The sequence below is a fragment of the Spirochaetae bacterium HGW-Spirochaetae-1 genome, assembly GCA_002839375.1.
Taxonomy (GTDB): Bacteria; Spirochaetota; UBA4802; order UBA4802; family UBA5550; genus PGXY01.
In genome coordinates, this window is record PGXY01000001.1 from 344,263 (window position 1) to 364,258 (window position 19,996).

At 45.9% G+C, this 19,996-nt stretch carries 17 protein-coding genes; 13 read left to right on the plus strand and 4 right to left on the minus strand.

Annotated elements, in window-relative coordinates:
* Positions 1 to 33 precede the first annotated feature (33 nt).
* Positions 34 to 3,375: a hypothetical protein gene (locus tag CVV44_01500; GenBank protein ID PKL41337.1), complete on the plus strand. Its 3,342-nt coding sequence runs from the start codon at positions 34 to 36 to the stop codon at positions 3,373 to 3,375.
* 145 nt (positions 3,376 to 3,520) lie between these two features.
* Here CVV44_01500 and CVV44_01505 read toward each other — a convergent pair whose 3' ends face one another.
* Positions 3,521 to 4,153, minus strand: a complete 633-nt coding sequence (locus CVV44_01505) for a hypothetical protein (protein PKL41338.1) — start codon at positions 4,151 to 4,153, stop codon at positions 3,521 to 3,523.
* A 237-nt stretch (positions 4,154 to 4,390) separates the two neighbouring features.
* Here CVV44_01505 and CVV44_01510 point away from each other — a divergent pair, with 237 nt between their 5' ends.
* The 5 genes from CVV44_01510 to CVV44_01530 are packed head-to-tail and all read left to right on the plus strand — an operon-like array spanning position 4,391 to position 7,305.
* Positions 4,391 to 5,056, plus strand: coding sequence for a hypothetical protein (locus CVV44_01510; protein PKL41339.1), 666 nt, complete (start codon positions 4,391 to 4,393; stop codon positions 5,054 to 5,056).
* A gap of 20 nt (positions 5,057 to 5,076) precedes the next feature.
* Positions 5,077 to 5,391: a thioredoxin gene (gene trxA, locus CVV44_01515; GenBank protein PKL41340.1), complete on the plus strand. Its 315-nt coding sequence runs from the start codon at positions 5,077 to 5,079 to the stop codon at positions 5,389 to 5,391.
* Positions 5,392 to 5,427: 36 nt separating this feature from the next.
* The gene (locus CVV44_01520) at positions 5,428 to 5,877 is read left to right on the plus strand and encodes a D-tyrosyl-tRNA(Tyr) deacylase (protein ID PKL41341.1); all 450 of its coding nucleotides are present in this window, start codon (positions 5,428 to 5,430) and stop codon (positions 5,875 to 5,877) included.
* 51 nt (positions 5,878 to 5,928) lie between these two features.
* The gene (locus CVV44_01525) at positions 5,929 to 6,138 is read left to right on the plus strand and encodes a hypothetical protein (protein PKL41342.1); all 210 of its coding nucleotides are present in this window, start codon (positions 5,929 to 5,931) and stop codon (positions 6,136 to 6,138) included.
* A gap of 24 nt (positions 6,139 to 6,162) precedes the next feature.
* Positions 6,163 to 7,305 carry a serine protease gene (locus CVV44_01530; protein PKL41343.1) on the plus strand — a complete coding sequence of 381 codons (1,143 nt, stop codon included), beginning with the start codon at positions 6,163 to 6,165 and terminating at the stop codon, positions 7,303 to 7,305.
* A gap of 12 nt (positions 7,306 to 7,317) precedes the next feature.
* On the opposite strand, the gene CVV44_01535 is transcribed toward CVV44_01530, so the two are convergent.
* Positions 7,318 to 9,045 (minus strand): hypothetical protein, encoded by a 1,728-nt coding sequence (locus CVV44_01535; protein ID PKL41344.1) that lies wholly within the window; start codon positions 9,043 to 9,045, stop codon positions 7,318 to 7,320.
* A gap of 235 nt (positions 9,046 to 9,280) precedes the next feature.
* Between CVV44_01535 and CVV44_01540 the strand changes: the two genes are divergently transcribed.
* The 6 genes from CVV44_01540 to CVV44_01565 all read left to right on the plus strand — a co-directional run bounded on the left by CVV44_01540 (position 9,281) and on the right by CVV44_01565 (position 15,690).
* Complete coding sequence (locus CVV44_01540; GenBank protein PKL41345.1) at positions 9,281 to 9,481, plus strand: hypothetical protein; 201 nt, start codon at positions 9,281 to 9,283, stop codon at positions 9,479 to 9,481.
* 83 nt (positions 9,482 to 9,564) lie between these two features.
* The gene (locus tag CVV44_01545; protein PKL41346.1) at positions 9,565 to 11,946 is read left to right on the plus strand and encodes a carboxypeptidase; all 2,382 of its coding nucleotides are present in this window, start codon (positions 9,565 to 9,567) and stop codon (positions 11,944 to 11,946) included.
* 100 nt (positions 11,947 to 12,046) lie between these two features.
* Positions 12,047 to 12,541: a transcriptional regulator gene (locus CVV44_01550; GenBank protein PKL41347.1), complete on the plus strand. Its 495-nt coding sequence runs from the start codon at positions 12,047 to 12,049 to the stop codon at positions 12,539 to 12,541.
* Positions 12,542 to 12,704: 163 nt separating this feature from the next.
* The gene (locus tag CVV44_01555; GenBank protein PKL41348.1) at positions 12,705 to 13,778 is read left to right on the plus strand and encodes a PIN domain nuclease; all 1,074 of its coding nucleotides are present in this window, start codon (positions 12,705 to 12,707) and stop codon (positions 13,776 to 13,778) included.
* Positions 13,779 to 13,788: 10 nt separating this feature from the next.
* Entirely contained in the window at positions 13,789 to 14,376 is a 588-nt protein-coding gene (locus CVV44_01560) for a hypothetical protein (protein PKL41349.1), read from the plus strand.
* Between the two features lie 42 nt (positions 14,377 to 14,418).
* Positions 14,419 to 15,690 carry a hypothetical protein gene (locus CVV44_01565; GenBank protein PKL41350.1) on the plus strand — a complete coding sequence of 424 codons (1,272 nt, stop codon included), beginning with the start codon at positions 14,419 to 14,421 and terminating at the stop codon, positions 15,688 to 15,690.
* A 29-nt stretch (positions 15,691 to 15,719) separates the two neighbouring features.
* On the opposite strand, the gene CVV44_01570 is transcribed toward CVV44_01565, so the two are convergent.
* Together CVV44_01570 and CVV44_01575 are read right to left on the minus strand one after the other, a co-directional pair.
* The gene (locus tag CVV44_01570; GenBank protein PKL41351.1) at positions 15,720 to 16,490 is read right to left on the minus strand and encodes a hypothetical protein; all 771 of its coding nucleotides are present in this window, start codon (positions 16,488 to 16,490) and stop codon (positions 15,720 to 15,722) included.
* A gap of 572 nt (positions 16,491 to 17,062) precedes the next feature.
* On the minus strand, positions 17,063 to 18,148 hold the full coding sequence (locus CVV44_01575; GenBank protein ID PKL41352.1) for a hypothetical protein: 1,086 nt from the start codon (positions 18,146 to 18,148) through the stop codon (positions 17,063 to 17,065).
* 419 nt (positions 18,149 to 18,567) lie between these two features.
* Here CVV44_01575 and CVV44_01580 point away from each other — a divergent pair, with 419 nt between their 5' ends.
* On the plus strand, positions 18,568 to 19,953 hold the full coding sequence (locus tag CVV44_01580) for a hypothetical protein (GenBank protein PKL41353.1): 1,386 nt from the start codon (positions 18,568 to 18,570) through the stop codon (positions 19,951 to 19,953).
* Positions 19,954 to 19,996 lie beyond the last annotated feature (43 nt).

A 19,996-nucleotide genomic window follows, 5' to 3' on the forward strand; every position in this document is an offset into this window, starting at 1 on the left:
ATATCAATAATTATTGAACATACAGGAGTCACCATGGAGTATATAAACATCGATCGGACACGGCGAAACAACGGCAAGGTCCATTCCTTCTCCAGCGTCTGCGAAGGGCATGGTTCAGCCGGAGATCTGGTAAAGGATACGGGATACTGGAGCAGCGAGAGGCGCAACGCGGCCATAACGGAATATGTCATCATCGAACATGAGGAGACCGTCACCGCCGATTATATAGAAATGATTCCTTCCCCGGGCGGCCCTGCCGCTTTTCCGCGGGGATTCCGTTTTGAGGGAAGCCTGGATAATATCGTGTGGAAGGTGATTCACACGGAAAAAGAATATGAACTGGAAACAGCCTGTTGCCGGATTGATGTGCCGCTGATGCGGTTTAAGTATCTGAAAGTGGTGATTACGGAACCGGCCTTTTGCAATGAAAAACATTATTCAGAAATTGGCAGTATCGTGACGGGAATATCGGGCCTTCATGAAATTATCGTGAGCAGCTCGCGGTCGTCCCAGCATGATGGAGCGAGGCTTATCGATGGTGATACCCGGAGCAGCTGGCAGTCTGCTGTAAACTCCAGCAGTACGGCCGAGTATGTCATGGCTGACCTGGGGAGTATATATTCCGTAAGCCGGATCATTCTTCTTTCATCATCCAACGGCTTTCCCGAGGATTTCAACCTGGCGGTCAGCATTGACAACAGCCTGTGGACCACTGTTTTCGAGGAGAAGAACTTCAAGGCAGAACTGAATAGGAAATATTTCTGGGAAACGGGAGTTATCCCTGCCCGGTATGTACGCCTCGAAGCCAAGGGAGTGAGATTGTTCTCGGGAGAGTACGGCGTTCAGCTGGGTGGACTGGAAATAATGGCGGTCATGACGGATTCGGATCATACGCATAATATCGGGGATATAACTCCCCATGCTTCCATTTTCCAGGCAGGAGTCGTAAAGTTCGCCAAAGATGGAGAGGATATTTCGGGAGCGGCAGTACAGGGGAGTGATCGCAGGCTCCGGGATGCAACGACGCTGTTCAAGGGCATTGTGCAGTTTGCGGAAGACGGCGACGATTCCGACACCCTGGCAGTCCAGGCATCGGACATGCGTCTCAAGCTTGCCACTGAGTATAACCCGGGAATTGTCCGTTTTGCCTATGACCGCGAAAATCAGCCCGGGACCGCGGTACAGGGGAATGATTCAAGGATACAGGAGGCGACAACAGACAGTTTCGGCATTGCCAAGCTGTGTCCCGACGGACTCTACACCGATCACGGTGTTGTTCTGGGGAGCGATTCGCGCCTCAGAAAAGCGACCACTGAGAAACATGGCATCTGCCGGCTGTCACCCGATGGAGAGAGCATCGCCGGCTCCGTGGTCCAGTCCAATGACAGGAGGCTGCGGGACGCAACGACGCTTTATAAGGGGATTGCCGAGCTTGCCGAGGACGGTGAAGACAGAGAGGGTGTTGTGGTTCAGGGCAATGACCGTCGCCTGAAGGATGCAACAACCATATCCAGGGGAATCGCCGAGCTTGCCGAGGACGGTGAAGACAGGGAGGGTGTTGTGGTTCAGGGCAATGACCGCCGCCTGAAGGATGCAACAACCATATCCAGGGGGATCGCCGAACTTGCCGAGGACGGCGAGGACAGGGGAGGCGTCGTGGTCCAGGGTAATGACCGCCGTCTGAAAGACGCCACGACAGAATCGAAGGGAATTGTGGAACTTGCCGATGATGGAGAGAGCCTTCCCGGTGTTGTCGTACAGGGTAATGATAAAAGACTTCGCGATGCAACGGAAACCTCCAGGGGCATCATGCAGTTTGCCGTTGACGGTTCCGATTTACCGCTGTCTGCCGTGCAGGGAAGTGACCGCAGGTTGAAGGATGCCACTACAGCCGCCAAAGGCATCATGCAGTTTGCCGTGGATGGTTCTGATTCACCGCTGATGGCGGTACAGGGTAATGATCGGCGTCTGAAGGATGCCTCCACCACGGCAAAGGGGATAGTGGAGCTTGCCGAAGACGGCGAGGACCGTCCTGCCGTTGTTGTGCAAGGGAGCGACCGGCGTCTGAAGGACGCCTCTGAAACGTCAAAGGGCATCATGCGCTTCGCACGAAACGGCGAAGATAAGGGCAATGCAGCAGTGCAGGGCGATGACCGACGTTTGAAGGATGCCTCTACTACATCGAAAGGGATAGTGGAGCTGGCCGAAGACGGTGAGGATAAAAGCGGTGTCGCAGTCCAGGGTGATGACAGGCGTTTGAAGGATGCCTCTACTACATCGAAAGGGATCGTGGAACTTGCCGGTGACGGAGAGAACCTTCCCGGTGTTGTCGTACAGGGTAATGACCGGCGTCTGAAAAACGCCACCACGGAGGCCACCGGTATAGTGCGTCTGGCCAGAAACGGGGTAAACAAAGAAGGAATTGCCGTACAGGCCAACGATGCGAGATTATATGATGCACGGGAGTCATTGCCTCATTCGCACGACTATGCCCGCACAAAACATGAATTCAACACTCACCAGGGGACTATCAGTATAAAAGAATCAAAGAGCCAGGCCTTTAATGATATAACGCCTCCCTCCGATCATTCTACGATCATACATGGATACAACAGTTCAAGGGAAAACGGATCCATAGGGTTAGCCGGTGTTGCGGGGATTCTGTCGGAAAAGACCATACAGTCCTATGGCGTGGTAGGGCACAGCAATCATGTCGGTGTACGTGGGCAGGCTCCGGGGGGCGCCGAGGTGAAGGGATGCGGTGTTCTCGGTGTCTCCCGTTTCGGGGCTGGTGGTGTTTTTGCCAGCGAACACGACTATTCACTGGTGGCTGATGGATACGGGAGTATTTCTCGCTATGATGACTCCATAAACCTGATGGGGAACGGCGATGCGCTGCTGGTCAACGGACGTTCGCATTTTAACGGTCCCATGAGTGTTCATAATGGGGGAGAGGAAAACCAGTTTCCCGGAAATATAGTGGAGTATTTCGAGGTTGATGAGGTGGAATACGTATCACCCGGCGACCTTTTAGTTGTAAGCGAAATGGGGAATGCAGTGCTATCCCGGTCAAGAAAGGAATACAACAGGTCCGTCATCGGTGTCGTGGCGGGAAATCCGCTCATCGCCATTAACAACAGCGGACAGGAACAGAAGGTGTATCCCGTGGCCCTGGTGGGAAAAACGCTGTGTAAGGTTGATGCCCGCATCAGTCCCGTGAAACCAGGAGATCTCATCGTGGCGTCCGGTACTCCCGGATGCGGTATGGTGGGCAAAGTTGATTCTTTTGAAAAGATAGGCACGGTTATCGGAAAGGCCATGGATAGGCTGGAAGAGGGTATCGGCATTATTTCAGTTTTCATTACCCATCTGTGAAAACAGGCTGTTGTGAATATCACACTGTAAGAGAGACAGAATGATTCAGGAAGCTTGCTGAAAAACCGTACTACCGGGGTTTTTCAGCAGACATTTGTTATATGTGATAATATATTCCCGGGGTTAGACTCCCCGCATGCGGATATCAGGGATTGAGTTTTTTAAGTATTTCCAGTTCTGTTTTATTAAACACCTTGAACTGGTATTCATTCAATTCTTTGGCGATTTCCTTCGAAATATAGGTGATTCTCCTGCAGAAGGGCTTTTTTTCGTAACGGTCCACCCACATGATTATGATTGTTTTATCCGAGTCCCATGCCATGGCGCCCTGATTGTCTTTCATGTTTTCGCTGCTTGATTCTCCATATTTTTCCGTAAGCTTTTTTTTCACATCCTCCATGGCAATGTAGGGAAATTTCAGGGCGACATAGAATAGCTTTCCCTCATCCTTTTTTTCCTCCGGTGACGCCGTACCTGCAGGAGCGGCGGATTCCTCTTTTTTTTCAACACCGTCGGGAATGGCAGCGGGATCAATGTAGAAGAAGCCGTAAATATACTGCAGCTCCCCGTCTTTGGATAGTATGATTTTCCTTTCATCGGTATAGGCAAGTTTTCCGTTTATCTTATCCCTGGCGTCACTGAGCATGGTCCCCCAGGAAATATTGCCATATCCGTCGGGAAGGTTTTTTGCGGTTGTACCTCCCGTATCCTGAGCAGGAGCAAGCAAAGCCGTGAATATGAAGAAAGGAACAAGTATGGCAAAGGTGATTTTTTTCATTATTAATAACCCATATTTCATTATTAGTAATAATATCGGCAAAAGATAGGGTAAAAAAAGAGTATTAATTACTACTGTTCTAAGTCAAATAGACAATTTAATGTAAAATGGAAATATCACTCTTTATGGCTCGTTCATGATAATAGCGATAAAATCGTGCAGGGCGGGGATTTTATATTTGACATAAATGATTAATACCGTGTCTTATTATGGCTTTCTTATGGAAAGGAGTTGTTTTTGAATATAAGCAGGATATATATATGTATTGTGATGCTTTTTGCGATTTCCTGTTCCGGAGCGCGGGAAGTCCAGAAGAGAGATAATCTCGGCAGGGTGTCGGCGGTCTCCTATTATGATGGCAATGCACTCATTCGAACTGAAGAATTCAGCTACTATGGCAATTCCCATAATCCATGGGCCATAATTTACAAGAAAAAGAAAGGCCTCGAACTGAAACCTTACCGGGAAGAGGAGTATGTTTTCAGTAATAATAACCTGGAAAGGATATCCTTTTTTGTCTATAGAGGGGGAGAAAAGGAAAAAGCGGGGATGATCAGGTACTTTTATAAATCGGAGCGGACCGACAGGATAGAGTATTATACTTATAGGAAAGAACAACAGCAATTTTTTATTTTTGGCCTCGAACAGCACTTTTACAATGGTGATGAAATGACTTCGAGGCGGATAATCGAATTTGAATTCAATGGCCAGACTCAGAAATCGATGCAGATAGGTCAGTATGTAGTCTATTACGAGAAAGGCTCGATTTCCTGGATGCATTCCTGGATTATGAATAAAAAATCCAAAAAAATTGTTGAAAAAAAGGAATTTAACAGTGATCTGATAAGTAACAAGGTTGCCTTTATCGAGGATTTTTATATGCAGCGTTCAAGGGGCAAATAAGTTTAGGAGGCAGGAAAGAAATGGGAAATATTCTGGAAGTGAGCAGCGGTACGTTTGATGCGGAAGTAATTAAGGCGGGAGGAAAGGTTCTTGTCGATTTCTGGGCTCCGTGGTGCGGTCCCTGCAGGATGCAGACGCCTATCCTGGAGCGTCTTACCCAGGATGCAGGTGTGAAGGCGAAAATAGTAAAACTGAACACCGATGAATCCCCCGAGGTGGCACAAAAAATGAATATAACCTCTATCCCCACTTTAATAATTTTCAAAGATGGCAAGGAAGTGGACAGGATGATAGGTGTTCAACCTGAGGAAGCACTTAAGGCCAAACTGGCCTGATATATCCTTACGCGGAATTGTTAAATAGAAAAAGCAATGCGCGCAGTCATTCAAAGAGTTTTACAGGCGACAGTTGAAGTGGAGGGCCGTATTATTGCTTCCATTGATACGGGTCTCCTGGTTCTCATCGGCATCCATTCCGATGATTCCCATGATGATATGAAATATATTATCGGTAAGATCATGGGGCTCCGGATTTTTAACGATGACCGGGAACTTATGAATCGTTCAGTGCAGGATGTTGAGGGCGGTGTACTGCTTGTCCCCCAGTTTACCTTGTATGGAGATGCACGCAGGGGAAACCGGCCCTCTTATTCCAGCGCCATGCCGCCGGCCGAGGCCGGGCCGTTTTTTTCAGATTTTCTTGATCATTTCCGTTCCGTCCATCCCGGCGCCGTAGCTGGAGTTTTCGGCGCGGATATGAAAGTCTCGCTGACAAACTGGGGACCCGTTACCATCCTTCTGGACAGCAGCAAAATTCTCTGAGTCGTTGATCCGGGAGTGTTACATAATTTTTTCCGCAATACAGGTGAAACCATGTTAAAAAGCAGGTTCGTTATCATATCAGTATCATTGGCAGTTGCAGTAGCCTGCGCCTCTGCGGGATGCAAGGAAAAGAAAAAACCCAACATGGTGGATATGGAGCAGTTTGAATTTGACGGCTCAAGCAATGACCGTTATCTTTTTAAAGATACTATCGAAGAACAAAAAAAACGCGATGAGCAATATAAAAAGGACAATTTTTAATTGAGTCCGATCGAGGATACTGCAATGAGACAAAAATTGAAATTCATTATTCCCGTGCTTCTGCTTTCGGGAGTTATTTTCCTTAACCAGTTTTCATGTCTTAAAAATGAAGACACGGGTCCCCAGGTTTTCGGTAATACGGAGGAATCACCCCTGAAAAAGGACGGTGAGGCTGCCAAGGCCTGTGAAATACAGGACAATTTCAGAAAGATATTTGAGATGTACCGGGACAGTGTCGTCTTCATAACCACGGAACAGCTGGTGCGGGTGCGCCCCCATCCATTTTTTGATGACCCCCATATGAGGGAATTTTTCGGCGGCGGGAGGAGCCAGGTTCAGAAGCGCACTGGACTGGGCACCGGTTTCATTATTTCCCGGGATGGATATATATGCACAAATTACCATGTTGTTCAGAATGTGGATAAGGTTTTCGTGAAGGTAAAGGAAAAGCATTATGAGGCCCAGATCATAGGTTTGGATAAAAGAACCGATATAGCCCTCCTGAAGGTCAAAGCAGACGGAGACCTGAAGCCGGTTTATTTCGGTGATTCTGACAAGGTCAATGTGGGGGATTGGGCAATTGCCATTGGGAATCCCTTCGGCCTGGACAGAACTTTTACCGTGGGAGTCATAAGCGCCGTGGGGCGCAGTGATGTGGATATGATGGGCGGCTCCCATATCCAGACCGATGCCTCGATCAATCCCGGCAATTCGGGAGGTCCCCTCATTAATATTTATGGCGAGGTGGTTGGGATAAACCGCATGATTTATTCCAACAGCGGCGGATACATGGGAATCGGCTTTGCCATCCCCATCAATACGGCTCGCTCCATATTGGCCCAGCTGCAGAAATTCAAGCAAGTCAAGCGCGGCTACCTGGGGGTGAGCGTACTTGAACTGACTGACCGGAATGCCCAGGAGCTTGGACTTCCCGCAAATGAGGGGTCCTTCGTGGGCGAAGTAGTCCAGCGGAGCCCGGCCGACCGGGGAGGCATAAAAGTCGGCGATGTTATTATTGAAATCAACGGTATTCCCGTGAAAAACTATAAGGACCTGCTGAATATAGTGGGCCAGATACCCATCGGCCAGAGAATCAAGGTCATGGTATGGAGAGACCGGAAGAAGGTCGCCATGTATGTAACCATAACGGAGAGACCCAAAGAATAACGGCACGGTAAATCAGGGGAACGATCTTGTTTTTACCAGCCGATGAACCTCCTCCGTATCTGAGAGGAGGTTTTTGTCCCAGGTGTCCCTGTCAAAGGGGAAGAATGTCCAGGACTCCAGGTCCTGGCCGGTGATGGAGAGAAAGCGTTCCATGGAGAGCCATCGGTGGTAGGTTGTGGTCAGGCTGTTCCTGGTTATGTGCACATCGAGAAATCCCCAGGAGAGCTCTCCGTAGAGATGATATTTTTCCGTTATGGCATCGTGCTGGTACAGCCCGTAGTCAGAATTCCGGTCATGGACCCATGTTTTCCACTGCCTGTTTTTTCTTGTCATGATGTAATGGTCCAGCCTTGACCCCCCTCCGCCATTGATGACATAGAGCGTGCCATTCCAGTCCGTATCACGATCGATCCAGAAGGCTTCATAGTGGTGATCATGTCCCATGAGGACCAGGTCGACGCGGTATCTGCTGAAAAGATCCAGGTACTGTTTTTTCAGCAGTTCATTCATGCCGAAATCTCCGGTGCTTATGGGCGGAACATGCATTCCCACAACAATCCATTTCTTACCGGAATTTGCCCGAAGATCATCCCTGATGAAATTGTATTGATCCTTTCCGGTTATTCCATTAATGCCGCCGAAACCGTCGAAGGTATTAATTATGAGAAAGTGGGCGTTTTCGTAATCAAAGGAAAAGTACCGGGGCTGGCGGAAAAAATAGTGCAGGTTGCCGCCATGGTCATCATATAGTTCATGGTTGCCCGGTACGGTGATCGTGGGATACCGGGACAGGAGGTATTTGCCGTTGAGAAAAAAATATTCCCATGAGAGCAGGTCTCTGCCGTGATGGGCAATGTCACCGAGCAGGAGAAGGAAAGACGGCTCTGCCGGTGATGTATCGTAAAATCGGCGTGCCACCATGGATATTTCCCCGAAGAAGGTGTGACCATAATGCCCGTGGTTGGATGAATCACCGATATTCAGGAAGTGAAAGTCATTGCGCTGAGCGGGATCGGGCGGTGTCACGAAGGAGAATATCTCGTCGCTGAGCATAGGTATGGTGTAGTAGTAAGTTGTTGAGGGTGAAAGCTTATGAAACCGGACCTCGTGGCGTTTGCCGTCCCCGCCGGGAATTTCAAAAATGGGCCGCATCGTATTCCTCTCGGGCCGTGTTCCATACAGAAGATAAGCCTTTTCTTCTGATGTGCCGGGATCAAACCACCAGATGGACCTGGTTTTGACGTCAAAGCCAGATCCTCCCTTCCCGGTGAACCCGAGACTGGGTCCGACGGACCAGATCAGTTCCTCCGGGGCCGTTGGTTTCGCCCCGTGCATATAGTCGTGGTATATGGGGGGAAGAAAAATGACGCCGGTGAGGACGGCTGCATCGATGATAAGTGCAGCGGCTAAAAGCGGCAATAGATGTTTGATTCGGGTGTTATTGCCGGGATTTGTTATAAGACGGACCGCTGTGCCCAGCAGGAGTCCCAGGATGGCGATATCCGCCATGGCCATTAATATTATTTTATACGCATAACCGGCTGAAAGGTGGATGGCCAGGTTGTCCATGCCGACGATATGGAGGGTCAGAGCCGTATAGCAGAGCAGGCTCACAAAAGAGGATAAAAAGACACCGATGATGATATATGATCCTGACAATTTTTGCATAGATCCATAATTGCATTGTATGCAGCCTGCCCGTGCCTGAAGTATGGATATTCCCTCATCCTCTATGGGCATGGCCGGCGGGAATTTTTGTGCAGATTCGCATATAGGGGAATAAATCTCAACAATTTCCTCGAATAGATATGAAAAAAGCTTGATTCCGGGGTGGGCTCATCGCTCTACTGGTAACGATTTTGATTTATCGCACTTTATTGCAAAATAGGCTGAATTATTGTCTTTTATTGTCTTCAGAGCGGGAAAAGGGCTATTTTATTATTAAACATGGTTGTTAACCGGAGGAAGGGGGCATATGGACGATTCTTTGAAAAAATTTTTCTATATTTTCGGTATCATTGCCGCTGTTTATCTGCTTTTTCGCTACATAATTCCAATTCTGTTTAAAGTACTGGGATGGGTAGTGGGAACTCTGTTTACCATATTGCTGTGGGTCATTATAGCTGTTATGATTGTTGCGGCCGTGGGATACATAATACAGCTTTTTAAAAAATAATTGTTGATTAATAAGGATAATTCTAATCTTGTCATTGAATCTGATATCCATATCCATATCCATATCCATATCCGGGAAAATCTATGACGCAGAGCCGATTTAATAAAATTGAAAAAGTTTCTATCATTCTTGTATTTGTCTTTTCGGTAGTCGGCGGATTGATATCGGGATTTATTAATTCAGAGATAAAGAACTATACCGGGATTGAAAACCTCAAGCAATTTCAACCCAGTATCCCCACACGGATTTACGACGTAAACGGTGAACTGATAGCCGAACTGTTTCAGGAAAAACGCGATCTGGTTTCCTTCGAGGAGCTGCCCCAGAGCCTCATAAATGCATTTCTTGCCGCTGAGGACCAGAATTTTTATGATCACTTCGGTATTGATGTCATGGCAATTGTTCGGGCCATGGGGAAAAATGTTATAGCGTCCATTAAGTCCTTCAGGCCCACCATCGTACAGGGCGGATCAACCATAACGCAGCAGCTGGCGAAGAGGCTTTTTACGGCGGGAGAACGGACCATTGCCAGGAAGGCCCTGGAGGCGGTCCTGGCCTTCCAGATTGAGAAGTTTTTTTCAAAGGAACAGATTCTGGAGATGTATTTCAACCAGATATATCTTGGCCATGGCTGCCACGGCATTTCATCGGCAGCTCAATTCTTTTTCAATAAAGATGTAAAATACCTGTCAGTGGCGGAAAGTTCTGTTCTGGCCGCTCTTCCCTCGAAACCCAATGGATATTCACCACTCAAATATCCCCGTGAAGCGTATATAAAACACCGGGATACTCTGACAAGGATGGTCGATGCCGGTTTTCTGGATAAAGCTGCCGCTGATAAAACATATGAAGAATTCTGGCCGCCCTTCCTGGAATCTCTCCGGTGTGAATTTCCCACAAAAACAGCCCTGACAAAATATGAAGACCAGGCCCCCTATTTTACCGATTATGTCCGTCAGATACTGCTCTCACGTTTCGGCAAGGATGTGGTTTATAATGAAGGACTAAGTGTCTATACAACTCTCGATCTCAAGAGACAGTATTCAGCCCAGAAATACCTGATGAGGGGGCTTGCGAAACAGAACGAGGTCTCTTCAAAGGCCAATGCCATGTATAACATGGCCCTGGACAGAAACCTTTTTACGGCTTACAGCCAGCTTTCCATGATTTTCAGCCTGCCGGGAATTCTGGTAAAAAACGATGATGAAACTACCTTTAAAAAACTGATGGTCGATGATTATATAGATTCTATTGACGCCCTGACACTGCTTATCGATTCGCCTGCATTCAACGATTCTCTGGAATCCTTCAGGGTTCTCACATCAGGAATTTCCACCTCCATGAAAGTAGAGGGCGCCATACTTTCCATAGAGCCGAGCACAGGGTATATCAGCACCATGGTGGGCGGTTCCGAATACAATGTTTCAAATCAGTACAACCGGGCTATACAGGCCAGGCGTCAGCCCGGCTCATCCTTCAAGCCTTTCGTTTATGGTGCGGGCATAGAAGCCAGGAAAATCAATGCGGCAACAGTTCTTCCCGATGCACCTATCATGGATATCGATGCCCAGGGTGAGGCATGGACACCGGGTAACTATGAGGGCGATTTTTCGGGAATGGTGCAAATTCGCAGGGCCCTTGCCTCATCGATCAATATTATATCGGTGAGAATATTCGACCTGGTCGGAGCCGAAAAGATAATCGAATATGCATCAAGGATACTGAAAGTTCCCGAATCCCGGTTTAATCCCAATCCGTCATTGGCCCTGGGTGTAACGGAGCTGACACCCTTTGAAATGGCCGCCGGTTATGCCATTTACGCCAACCGGGGAAGGGATGTAATTCCCTTTGCCATACGGTATGTAAACGACAGGGATGGCAATGAACTGGCAAATATTGAAGAGGAAGTGGGCAGAATAATCGCGCTCAAGGAAATGAACGGCACCATACAGGTAGTGGCTGAAGACGTGGTGTATATCATGACCTCTCTGATGCAGGATGTTGTGGACAGGGGAACGGCAAATGAGGCTATACGCTCTACTGCGGGTTTTACCAAGAAGGCAGCGGGGAAAACGGGGACGACATCGAACTGGACCGATGCATGGTTCTGCGGATTTACACCGGATCTAGCGGCTGTTGTATGGATAGGCTATGATAAGCCCTTCATGTCTCTGGGAAAACATCAGGCGGGAGCGGCTGTTGCGGCGCCTATCTGGGGCTATTATATGAAGGATATTTATAATGGCCTGCCTGATCCGGTATTTCCGGAAAAACCGGCTACGGTTACATACTGCGGCGTATGCGAGTATACCGGGATGATCCCGGGACCCACGTGTACAAAGGTGATTGGCGATCTGATGCTTAGCGGAAGCGGTCCAACCAAGGTTTGTGACGGGCAGCATTATAAAATGAAGTCGGTTTTGGACAGATATCTCGAGACGGAAGGTCTTAAACCCGAGGATTAGCCGTGATAAATTACAAATTTTTATATTACGCGATGAATAATTGTTGATAAAACGTCATTTTTTTGATTCAATGGATACGTCATTAAAATTGGAGTAACATATGTATAAAGTCGGAGATAACATTGTTTACCCTATGCACGGTGTAGGGCTGATCGAAACGATAGAAAAAAAAGTAATTCTTGGAAAGAGAACCGAGTTTTATATGATCAATATAATCAATAGTGGTATGAAGGTCATGATTCCGGTAAAAAACGCCGATGAAATCGGCATCCGCAGTATTATTCCTAAAAAAGACATTAAAAAAGTAGTGGAAATACTGACCAAGGATAATGTGAGCCAGGAAGAGGACTGGAAGCTGAGATATCAAAATAATATTGAGAAGGTTAAAAGCGGCTCTATATTTACCGTTTCGGAAGTTGCACGGGATCTTTACCGCAGAGGCTGTGAAAAGGAATTGTCGATAATGGAGCGCAAGCTTTATGAAAACGCTTATCAGCTGATAACACATGAACTGGCACTGGTAAAAAAAGTTGATATCGAAGAGGCGGGAAATTTTGTTTCTGAGGCGCTCTCATCTTTTCAGAATAAAAAATAAGAATCGTTATTTCAAAACAACCTGATTGAATCGTCACACTCGATCAGGAAAATGGGGAAGTCAGGATTATTTTACAGGAATTGTCGCTCTTCATCCAAAGATTACAGAAGCCATTTTTTAATTACATCGTATTGCACCGCATCCGTTTCACCTTAAAGCCACTATACTGTATTTTATACGTCTCTTTATTGTAAAAACCCGTTTTATATTGAATGCAATACTATTTAAGGAGTTATCCCATATGATTATATTTTTCAGGATTGTTTTTATTCTTACATCAACATTATTTTCAGCGCTATATTTTATGCAATTTTCCATACGGGCTTCCGCCATTGCCGCTGTCGTGGCATCTATACTGGCTCTTGTTTCCATTATCATAATTGAATACGTTTCGCATACCGTTTCTTCGCGGTCGCTGCTGTCGGCCGTAACAGGCCTGATTGTCGGTTTTATTCTGGGCCATCTTATCTGTGCCGCTTTTGATTCAATCCCCCTGGGAATACTTCCTCAATATGCCGGCATAATAAGGCCTGTCATCTACCATGTGGTTGGTTTTGCCGTAATGATGTTTTTTGTCATTAAGCAGGATGAGATCGTCCTGCTTGACAGAATTGCACCTTGCCGTGTTGAAGAGGGAGAAGTAGAGATACCCTATAAAATTCTTGATACCAGCGTAATCATCGACGGCAGGATCGCCGATATTTGTGACACCGGTTTTCTTGAGGGGATTCTGGTTATTCCCAATTTTGTCCTCAATGAACTGCAGATGATTGCCGATTCGGCAGATTCTATTAAAAGGAACCGGGGTAGAAGGGGACTCGATATTCTGAATAAAATGCAGAAGGATCAGTCCATCATGGTGAAGATATCGGACCTGGATTTTCCCGAAATTCATGAGGTTGACGCGAAGCTTGTGCAGCTTGGGAAAGTCATGAAGGGCAAAATCATTACCAATGATTTTAATCTCAACAAGGTTGCCGAATTTCACGGTGTCCAGGTGCTGAACATAAACCAGCTTTCCAATGCGCTGAAACCGGTTGTACTGCCCGGCGAGGAAATGACCGTTATGCTTATCAAAGAGGGGAAAGATCCTAATCAGGCTATCGGGTATCTGGATGACGGAACAATGGTGGTTGTGGAAAACGGCAGAAGAAAGCTCAATGAGCAGGTGGATGTAATAGTCACATCGGTTCTGCAGACAACGGCGGGAAGAATGATTTTTACCAGGCTGAAATAACTCCTATAACATGATGTATGCGGACAAAAGAGTGTTGTCGATTTTCGGGAGTCCCCGGGGAAAGGGATATTCATCGGTCATTCACCATCATTTGTTGGATGGCATTAAGCGACATAGCCTGGAAGTAGAAGAATTTCATGTCCATGACCGTGATATCCGGCCCTGCACTGCTTGTGGTCATTGCATAGAAAAGTTTTCCTGTATCCATGATGATGACATGTCCCGGATATATCCCCTGCTCAGGGATACAGCCATGATTACCATCTCATCACCGGTTTATTTTTCCGGTTTAAACGGGAAATTGAAAATATTTATAGATCGGTGCCAGGTCCTCTGGGAATTAAACCGGAGAGCACCCGGGGATATTGCCGGGAAAGAGGCCCTGTTTGTGTCAGCGGCAGGTTCGGATTACCCCCATGTTTTTGTTCCTTCAAAAATAACTATCAGGCACCTCTTCAACTCTCTCAGGGCCCGTTTCAACGAGGATGATTATATTCTTCTGGCAGGGACTGATTCGATGACGGAAGTACCCCATGAGGTGCGCGAAAAGACAACCGGTTTGGCCGTAAAATATGCCGGGAGACTGATTGAACTGTAATGATTTTTCAAGCCATAAAATGAGATAAAGGGAGTATCGGCAATGAAGCTTATATCAAATGTCACCGTGGCTGTTAAAAAAGGGACACTTTCACAGATAATAGAAGAGTTCAGTGCCGGTGAATGCTTTGTCAGGAGTATGCAGGCTCTGGAGAGGAATCTGTACCAGATGGAAATCATCTATGATGACAGAAATCTTTTCAACGCCTGTATGGACAGCCTGAAAAAAATGTCCGATAAATATGCGATTGTTTCCGTTAAAAACTCACTGGAGGAAATGATAAAAGGGGGGATTCTTTCCGTAAAAGGGAAAATGCCGCTGGAGCAGTACAGTGATTTTGAGATGGGACTTCTGGGAGCCGTGGAGCTTGCCCTTGAAAAGATCGAAAATGACGAGGGAAATGCTTTTTCGGGTATTCTGAAAAATGTAGGTGTCATTACCGGGGTCAGAGCCAGGGAAGATCTTCGGTCGAAGGCGATATTCAGCCGGTTTGTTCAGGCCGAAAGGGATTGTGCCATACTGGGTCGCTTTTCCGGGTTGAACGGATTGCCCGTGGCCATTAATTTCAACCAGCCCGAGGATTTTATTAAAACATTGCGGGGAATTGAATCCTCTTTTGCAGCACTCCGTATCACGGGCATTGAAGAGGCTGATTTATTTTTCTACGAGCAGATATTCTCGGAGCTGCATGTTCCGGTCATTTCACGTGATCTTGACGATATACCCGTGTACATGCTCTCACTTCTGAACCGTCTTTCACTGAAAAATAAAATTCATCCGTCCGATACTACCGTTGGCATAATGGGGATGGATATCAGCGCCATCAGGCTTACACGGCTGTTGAAGAAATCTCGTTTCGGCCGGGTTCTCGGTTATGATCAGAATGAAAAGGCGCTTCTTTCCTTTGAGAACGAAGGCGGCCTGGCCACCTCAACGGAGAATATATTCAGCAATACCGATGTTATACTGCTGATGAAAAATAATTTTGAATATGAAGAATATGAGAAGCTGCGGCCGGGCCAGCTTATTATCTCTCTTTTGGGGCCTCGTGATGTTGACCTGAATATGTTGAAGGAACGAGGGGTCAGGGAATTCGTTCAGGGAGATGTTCAGAACCTCTCATGGATTTTTCCAGGCATGGTCGTGGGTGTTCTTAATGCCGGTTTAAAGACTATTGACGATATGAGAATTATCGAGCTGGCGAAAAAAACGGCGAATCTGCTGGCCGTCGATTATTCCTTTCCCGATTTGTTCGGAGACATTCATTCATTAATTGCTGATCTTCTCGATCCCGTGGTCCTGCATGATCGCTGATGTTCTATCGGAAAAATACGGTCACGGTCCTACTTTTCCGTTACAAACACCCACTTCACATTTTCATAATTGAAGACCCTGTAGGTGATCGTTCTGCCTTCAGGGAGTTTGAGATGACGGGGGGAGGCCTCATGGCCGGCGCCGATATCAATGCTGCTGAAATATGCACAGGGAGTATCAATCAGGTTCCTCTCCGCATGGTATCGGTAGGTGCCGTCCATACCCACAATGGCTGTGTTGGGTTCAACGAGTTCCATGATTTTTGAAATGTCAACCTGGAGGATGAGAAGACCGGGAAAGGAATTATCTCCGCTTACCTTTCCTGATACGAAGATGAGGTCAGTACCATCGAAATTACTGAACCTGCGCACATCGGAAAAATAAACACCCTCGGCTTTTTTGTTGTAGCATTCCTCCAGTACGCTGTTTTTAAGATGACTCCGCACGTTTTTGGAAAAAATCTCGTTATTATCCCTGGTGTAAATGATGATGCCGCCGGCATTGATGAGAATGTAATCTGAGTATATTCCTTCGGTGACAGCGTTGAGCATCCTGGTGATATTTTCCCTTTCGAGAAGGTAGTATTTTTTCCCTCCGGCATTCATGTTCTGAAGATGACTGAGATTTTTAACTATATCCTGACTCACAATTACCTGCCTTGCATTATCAAGATCGCTCCGGCATCGTATAAAGAACTGAGTCAGCTGATCCTTGTTTCCAGTCACGGGTTTTTCAACAGGCGGTTTGGTGGTACATGAGGCCAGGAAAATAAGGATAAATAACAGCAGGGGATTCTTCATGATTATCTCCGGAAAATCAGTGATGCTCAATGCTATTGATATAATCGAAAAAAGACCTTTGGGACTTTAACGACAAATATATCATGGAACGTAAATAGGGCAAAATAACTGCTTCTGCATATTTTATTACTTGATTTTTTCGGCTCTATGGAGTTGATACTATAGTGCCTGATATGTCCATGACAAGAATACCATCGAATAGGGAAAGTTCTGGCATGATGAAGTATCAAATTTTAAAAATAAAGATACAGGGCCGATTTTTATTTTGCTTCTCCTTAATGATTTTCGTATTTTAATGATAAAATGGGGGTAGATGATATGAATTTATTTCACCTTGTGAGAAGGAAATTATCTCTTCCTTTTTCCAATATATTCTCAGATGCAGGCCGGAACGGAGAAATAGAAACAGCACATGAACGGCAACCTGGCGGAGTGAACAGAAATGAGGAAAGGCGAAGGGCCACCAAGCGTGATAGAATATTGTATTACGCCCAAATATTTTCCGAGGGAGTTGAAGATAGAAGAAAGAACTTTCTCGACAGAAGGACAGGCTGATCCTGTCAGTTCTTCTTTTATTCGAATGATACAGCTCTTAGAAAACGGTTGTAATTATCCAGACTGAATTCATCCATATCCTTTATCTCAAAGCCTACCTTGATGACCCTGTTTTCAAGAATATCTATATGCCGGACATCGGCAAGCATGGAAGCTTTTTTATTCCTGGGCAGGAGAATGTCCAGCGCCACATTTACGTTTTCTTTATAATATGACAGATGATTACGATCGCGGAAAACTATACCAAGACCATTTTGGGAAATATCTGAAAGCGGAAGAGGCTGTTGGGCTATGGAAAAAATATTATATTCCATTCCCAGGTCTTCAATATGATTTACTATACGCCGTACTACGGGGATCACCCCCGAGCTGAAGGGTGATGTATGATTCGACTGGACATAGCCGTAGGGAATTTTTGCCTTGAACATAATGGGCATGGATAATTCCGCCACGTACTGTTTATGCGCTTTAAGAAAAGAGTCATACTCGTAAATATTTTTCATGTAATATTCGAGGAGTTCTTCCTCGGTGGTATTTTTCGCATTGTTAAAATCTGCAATATATAGGGGCTTTTTGTTTTTCAGAAAAAACTCCATGCGGGAATCGTTGGGTTCCTGGCCGGTGAAGTGTATTTTCATCAATTCGAAGGGTTTTTTCCCGTCAAATTTAATCATTTCCCTGATTTTATCCATCTGCACCCTGCGGTTGCTCAGATCATTTTCTATGATGTGTCGGGAAATGATATTGGTTGCAAAGGCTATTCTATTTTTTTCAGAGCTCAGTATTTCCCTGGTATCCTGTCGCGGTGATGTGATTATCTGAATATTCGAAGGATTGAAATACAGTATATCCGCTGCCTGTCTTACAAGACTCGCATTGACACATATGAGGTTCCTTTTAACCCTGGTCAGAATCTGGCAGTTTACCGGCAGGGTAACGCCGAAAGGGACTTTTATCGTTGCCAGTCCCTTGTCAAATTGCAGAAATGAAACTTCAATGTTTTTATCCCGTAATTTCAGGAATACCTTGCGGCCAATAAAGAACTTATTGAAGATTTCACCAAAGGACCCCCTGCTGCTGATGGTCTGCACTTCCTTTAACATGTTGGCCTCCCCATTGCGCCCACGGCAAGAAATCATTTCACTTCAGTTTTATCTTCGGCTTATTTCCCCGGAATTGTATTAATAATGTATATACATACGGGAGTGAAGACCAGTAATGAAGAAATTCTCATACAAAATAACTTCGGATTATTTAATCATAGATTTTTATTGATGAATATAATAACTATCTTGTTTTATTAAAAATTTATGCTAGAATTGGACAATACTGTATTTTTTAACAGAAAAGCCGATATAAAAGTGTGCTCTTTGAACCTATATATGAGAAAATGCTATGTTAAAGTTTTTTATATGCAAGAGTAAATAATTATTGCGGATTATGGATAAATATCCTTTTTATGCAATTCATTCTTCACCTGTTCCGTTGATGTTAATGTGTGGATGGCAACTGGTATTGATACATGGCAAAATCTGTTAATAATAAAAATAAAAATAAACCGGCCGATGAAGCGGCCAGGTTGAAAGAAAAACAGGCTGAAAACCGGGAACTGAAGAAGGAGATCGGCAAGTTACAGTCACAGATTGACGGTCTGAAGGAAAGTTTTGAACTCATCAGTGTCAGCCACCAGGCATCGGTGGAACTGCTGGTCGATTTTCTTTATGACATGGAGTACTTTAAGTACAAATCGAGCTTTGTTGATATCGATATCAAGCTCCGTCCCGGCAGCGAGGAAACGCTTAAAAACTACGGCAGGAACATTAAAAATTTTTTCATGAAGGAACTGCGCTGTACCTACCTTTTTATTAAATGCAGCGGTATTTTTGAGGAAAGAAAGGATATCATAAAGGTGACGGCGCAGCAGAAGCTGAAAGATACAACGGAGTATGATACCACCAGGAGTCTTGTCAGCTATGTCGACCTGGTTGACCTTGACCTGCCGGAACGTAAAATCGGGAGGATCATAATCGGCAGGTTCCCCTACAGGGACGCACGCAAGGAATCACGTTTTAACCAGAAGATGGAAGAAGAGATACTGCTCACCAAGCGGCTTCTTGAAAATTCCGTATCGGCGCGTCAGAACAAAGAGCTGGCCGTAAAGGACGCTCTGACCGGCCTGAACACACGGAAAATAATGGAGGAGCGGCTGAATGAAGAATTCAAGAGCCTGGACTTTTTCGGGAAGCTCCCTTCGATAGAAACCCAGCTGCTGCAGATAATCATGAAGGCCGACGGCCAGCCGGCAAAAATAATACGGAACATGTTTTTCATGGAAATGGATACCAATGACGAGGGACTTTTTAAACGCTCCCTGGAGAGCCTCCAGTCTGACGGGATCATCTCGGTTTTTAAAGATAAATACCTGGGAGAGTTCGAGGATTTTCTGTTTTTTGAAAATTCAAAACTGAAATACAATCTTTACATTGCCATGTTTGACCTGGATCATTTTAAGGATGTTAATGATAACTGGGGAGGACATGCCGTGGGGGACCGCGTCCTGAAATCTTTTTCGGAGATATTGAAAAAATATATTAGAACTACCGATATGCCCATCAGGTACGGCGGCGAAGAATTCATGATCATCTTTCCCCGCGTGGGATCTTCCACTAAAATCATAGAAACGCTGGAACGCATAAGGCTCGAATGCGAAGAAAATCTCATCATCAAAAAGAACGGCAAGATGAGAAATGTCACTGTATCAATCGGCCTTACCCAGCTGAGCAAGTATGACAGGAATATCGAGCAGATAATCAAACGGGCCGATGCGGCACTCTATCGCGCTAAAAAGCGCAGAAACCGTGTAGTATTCTATGATCAGGAAAAAAACGGCTATACACGCGTTCTCTGAGAACCCCCTCCCTCCATCATACCCGTACAGCTGAGTTCAATCC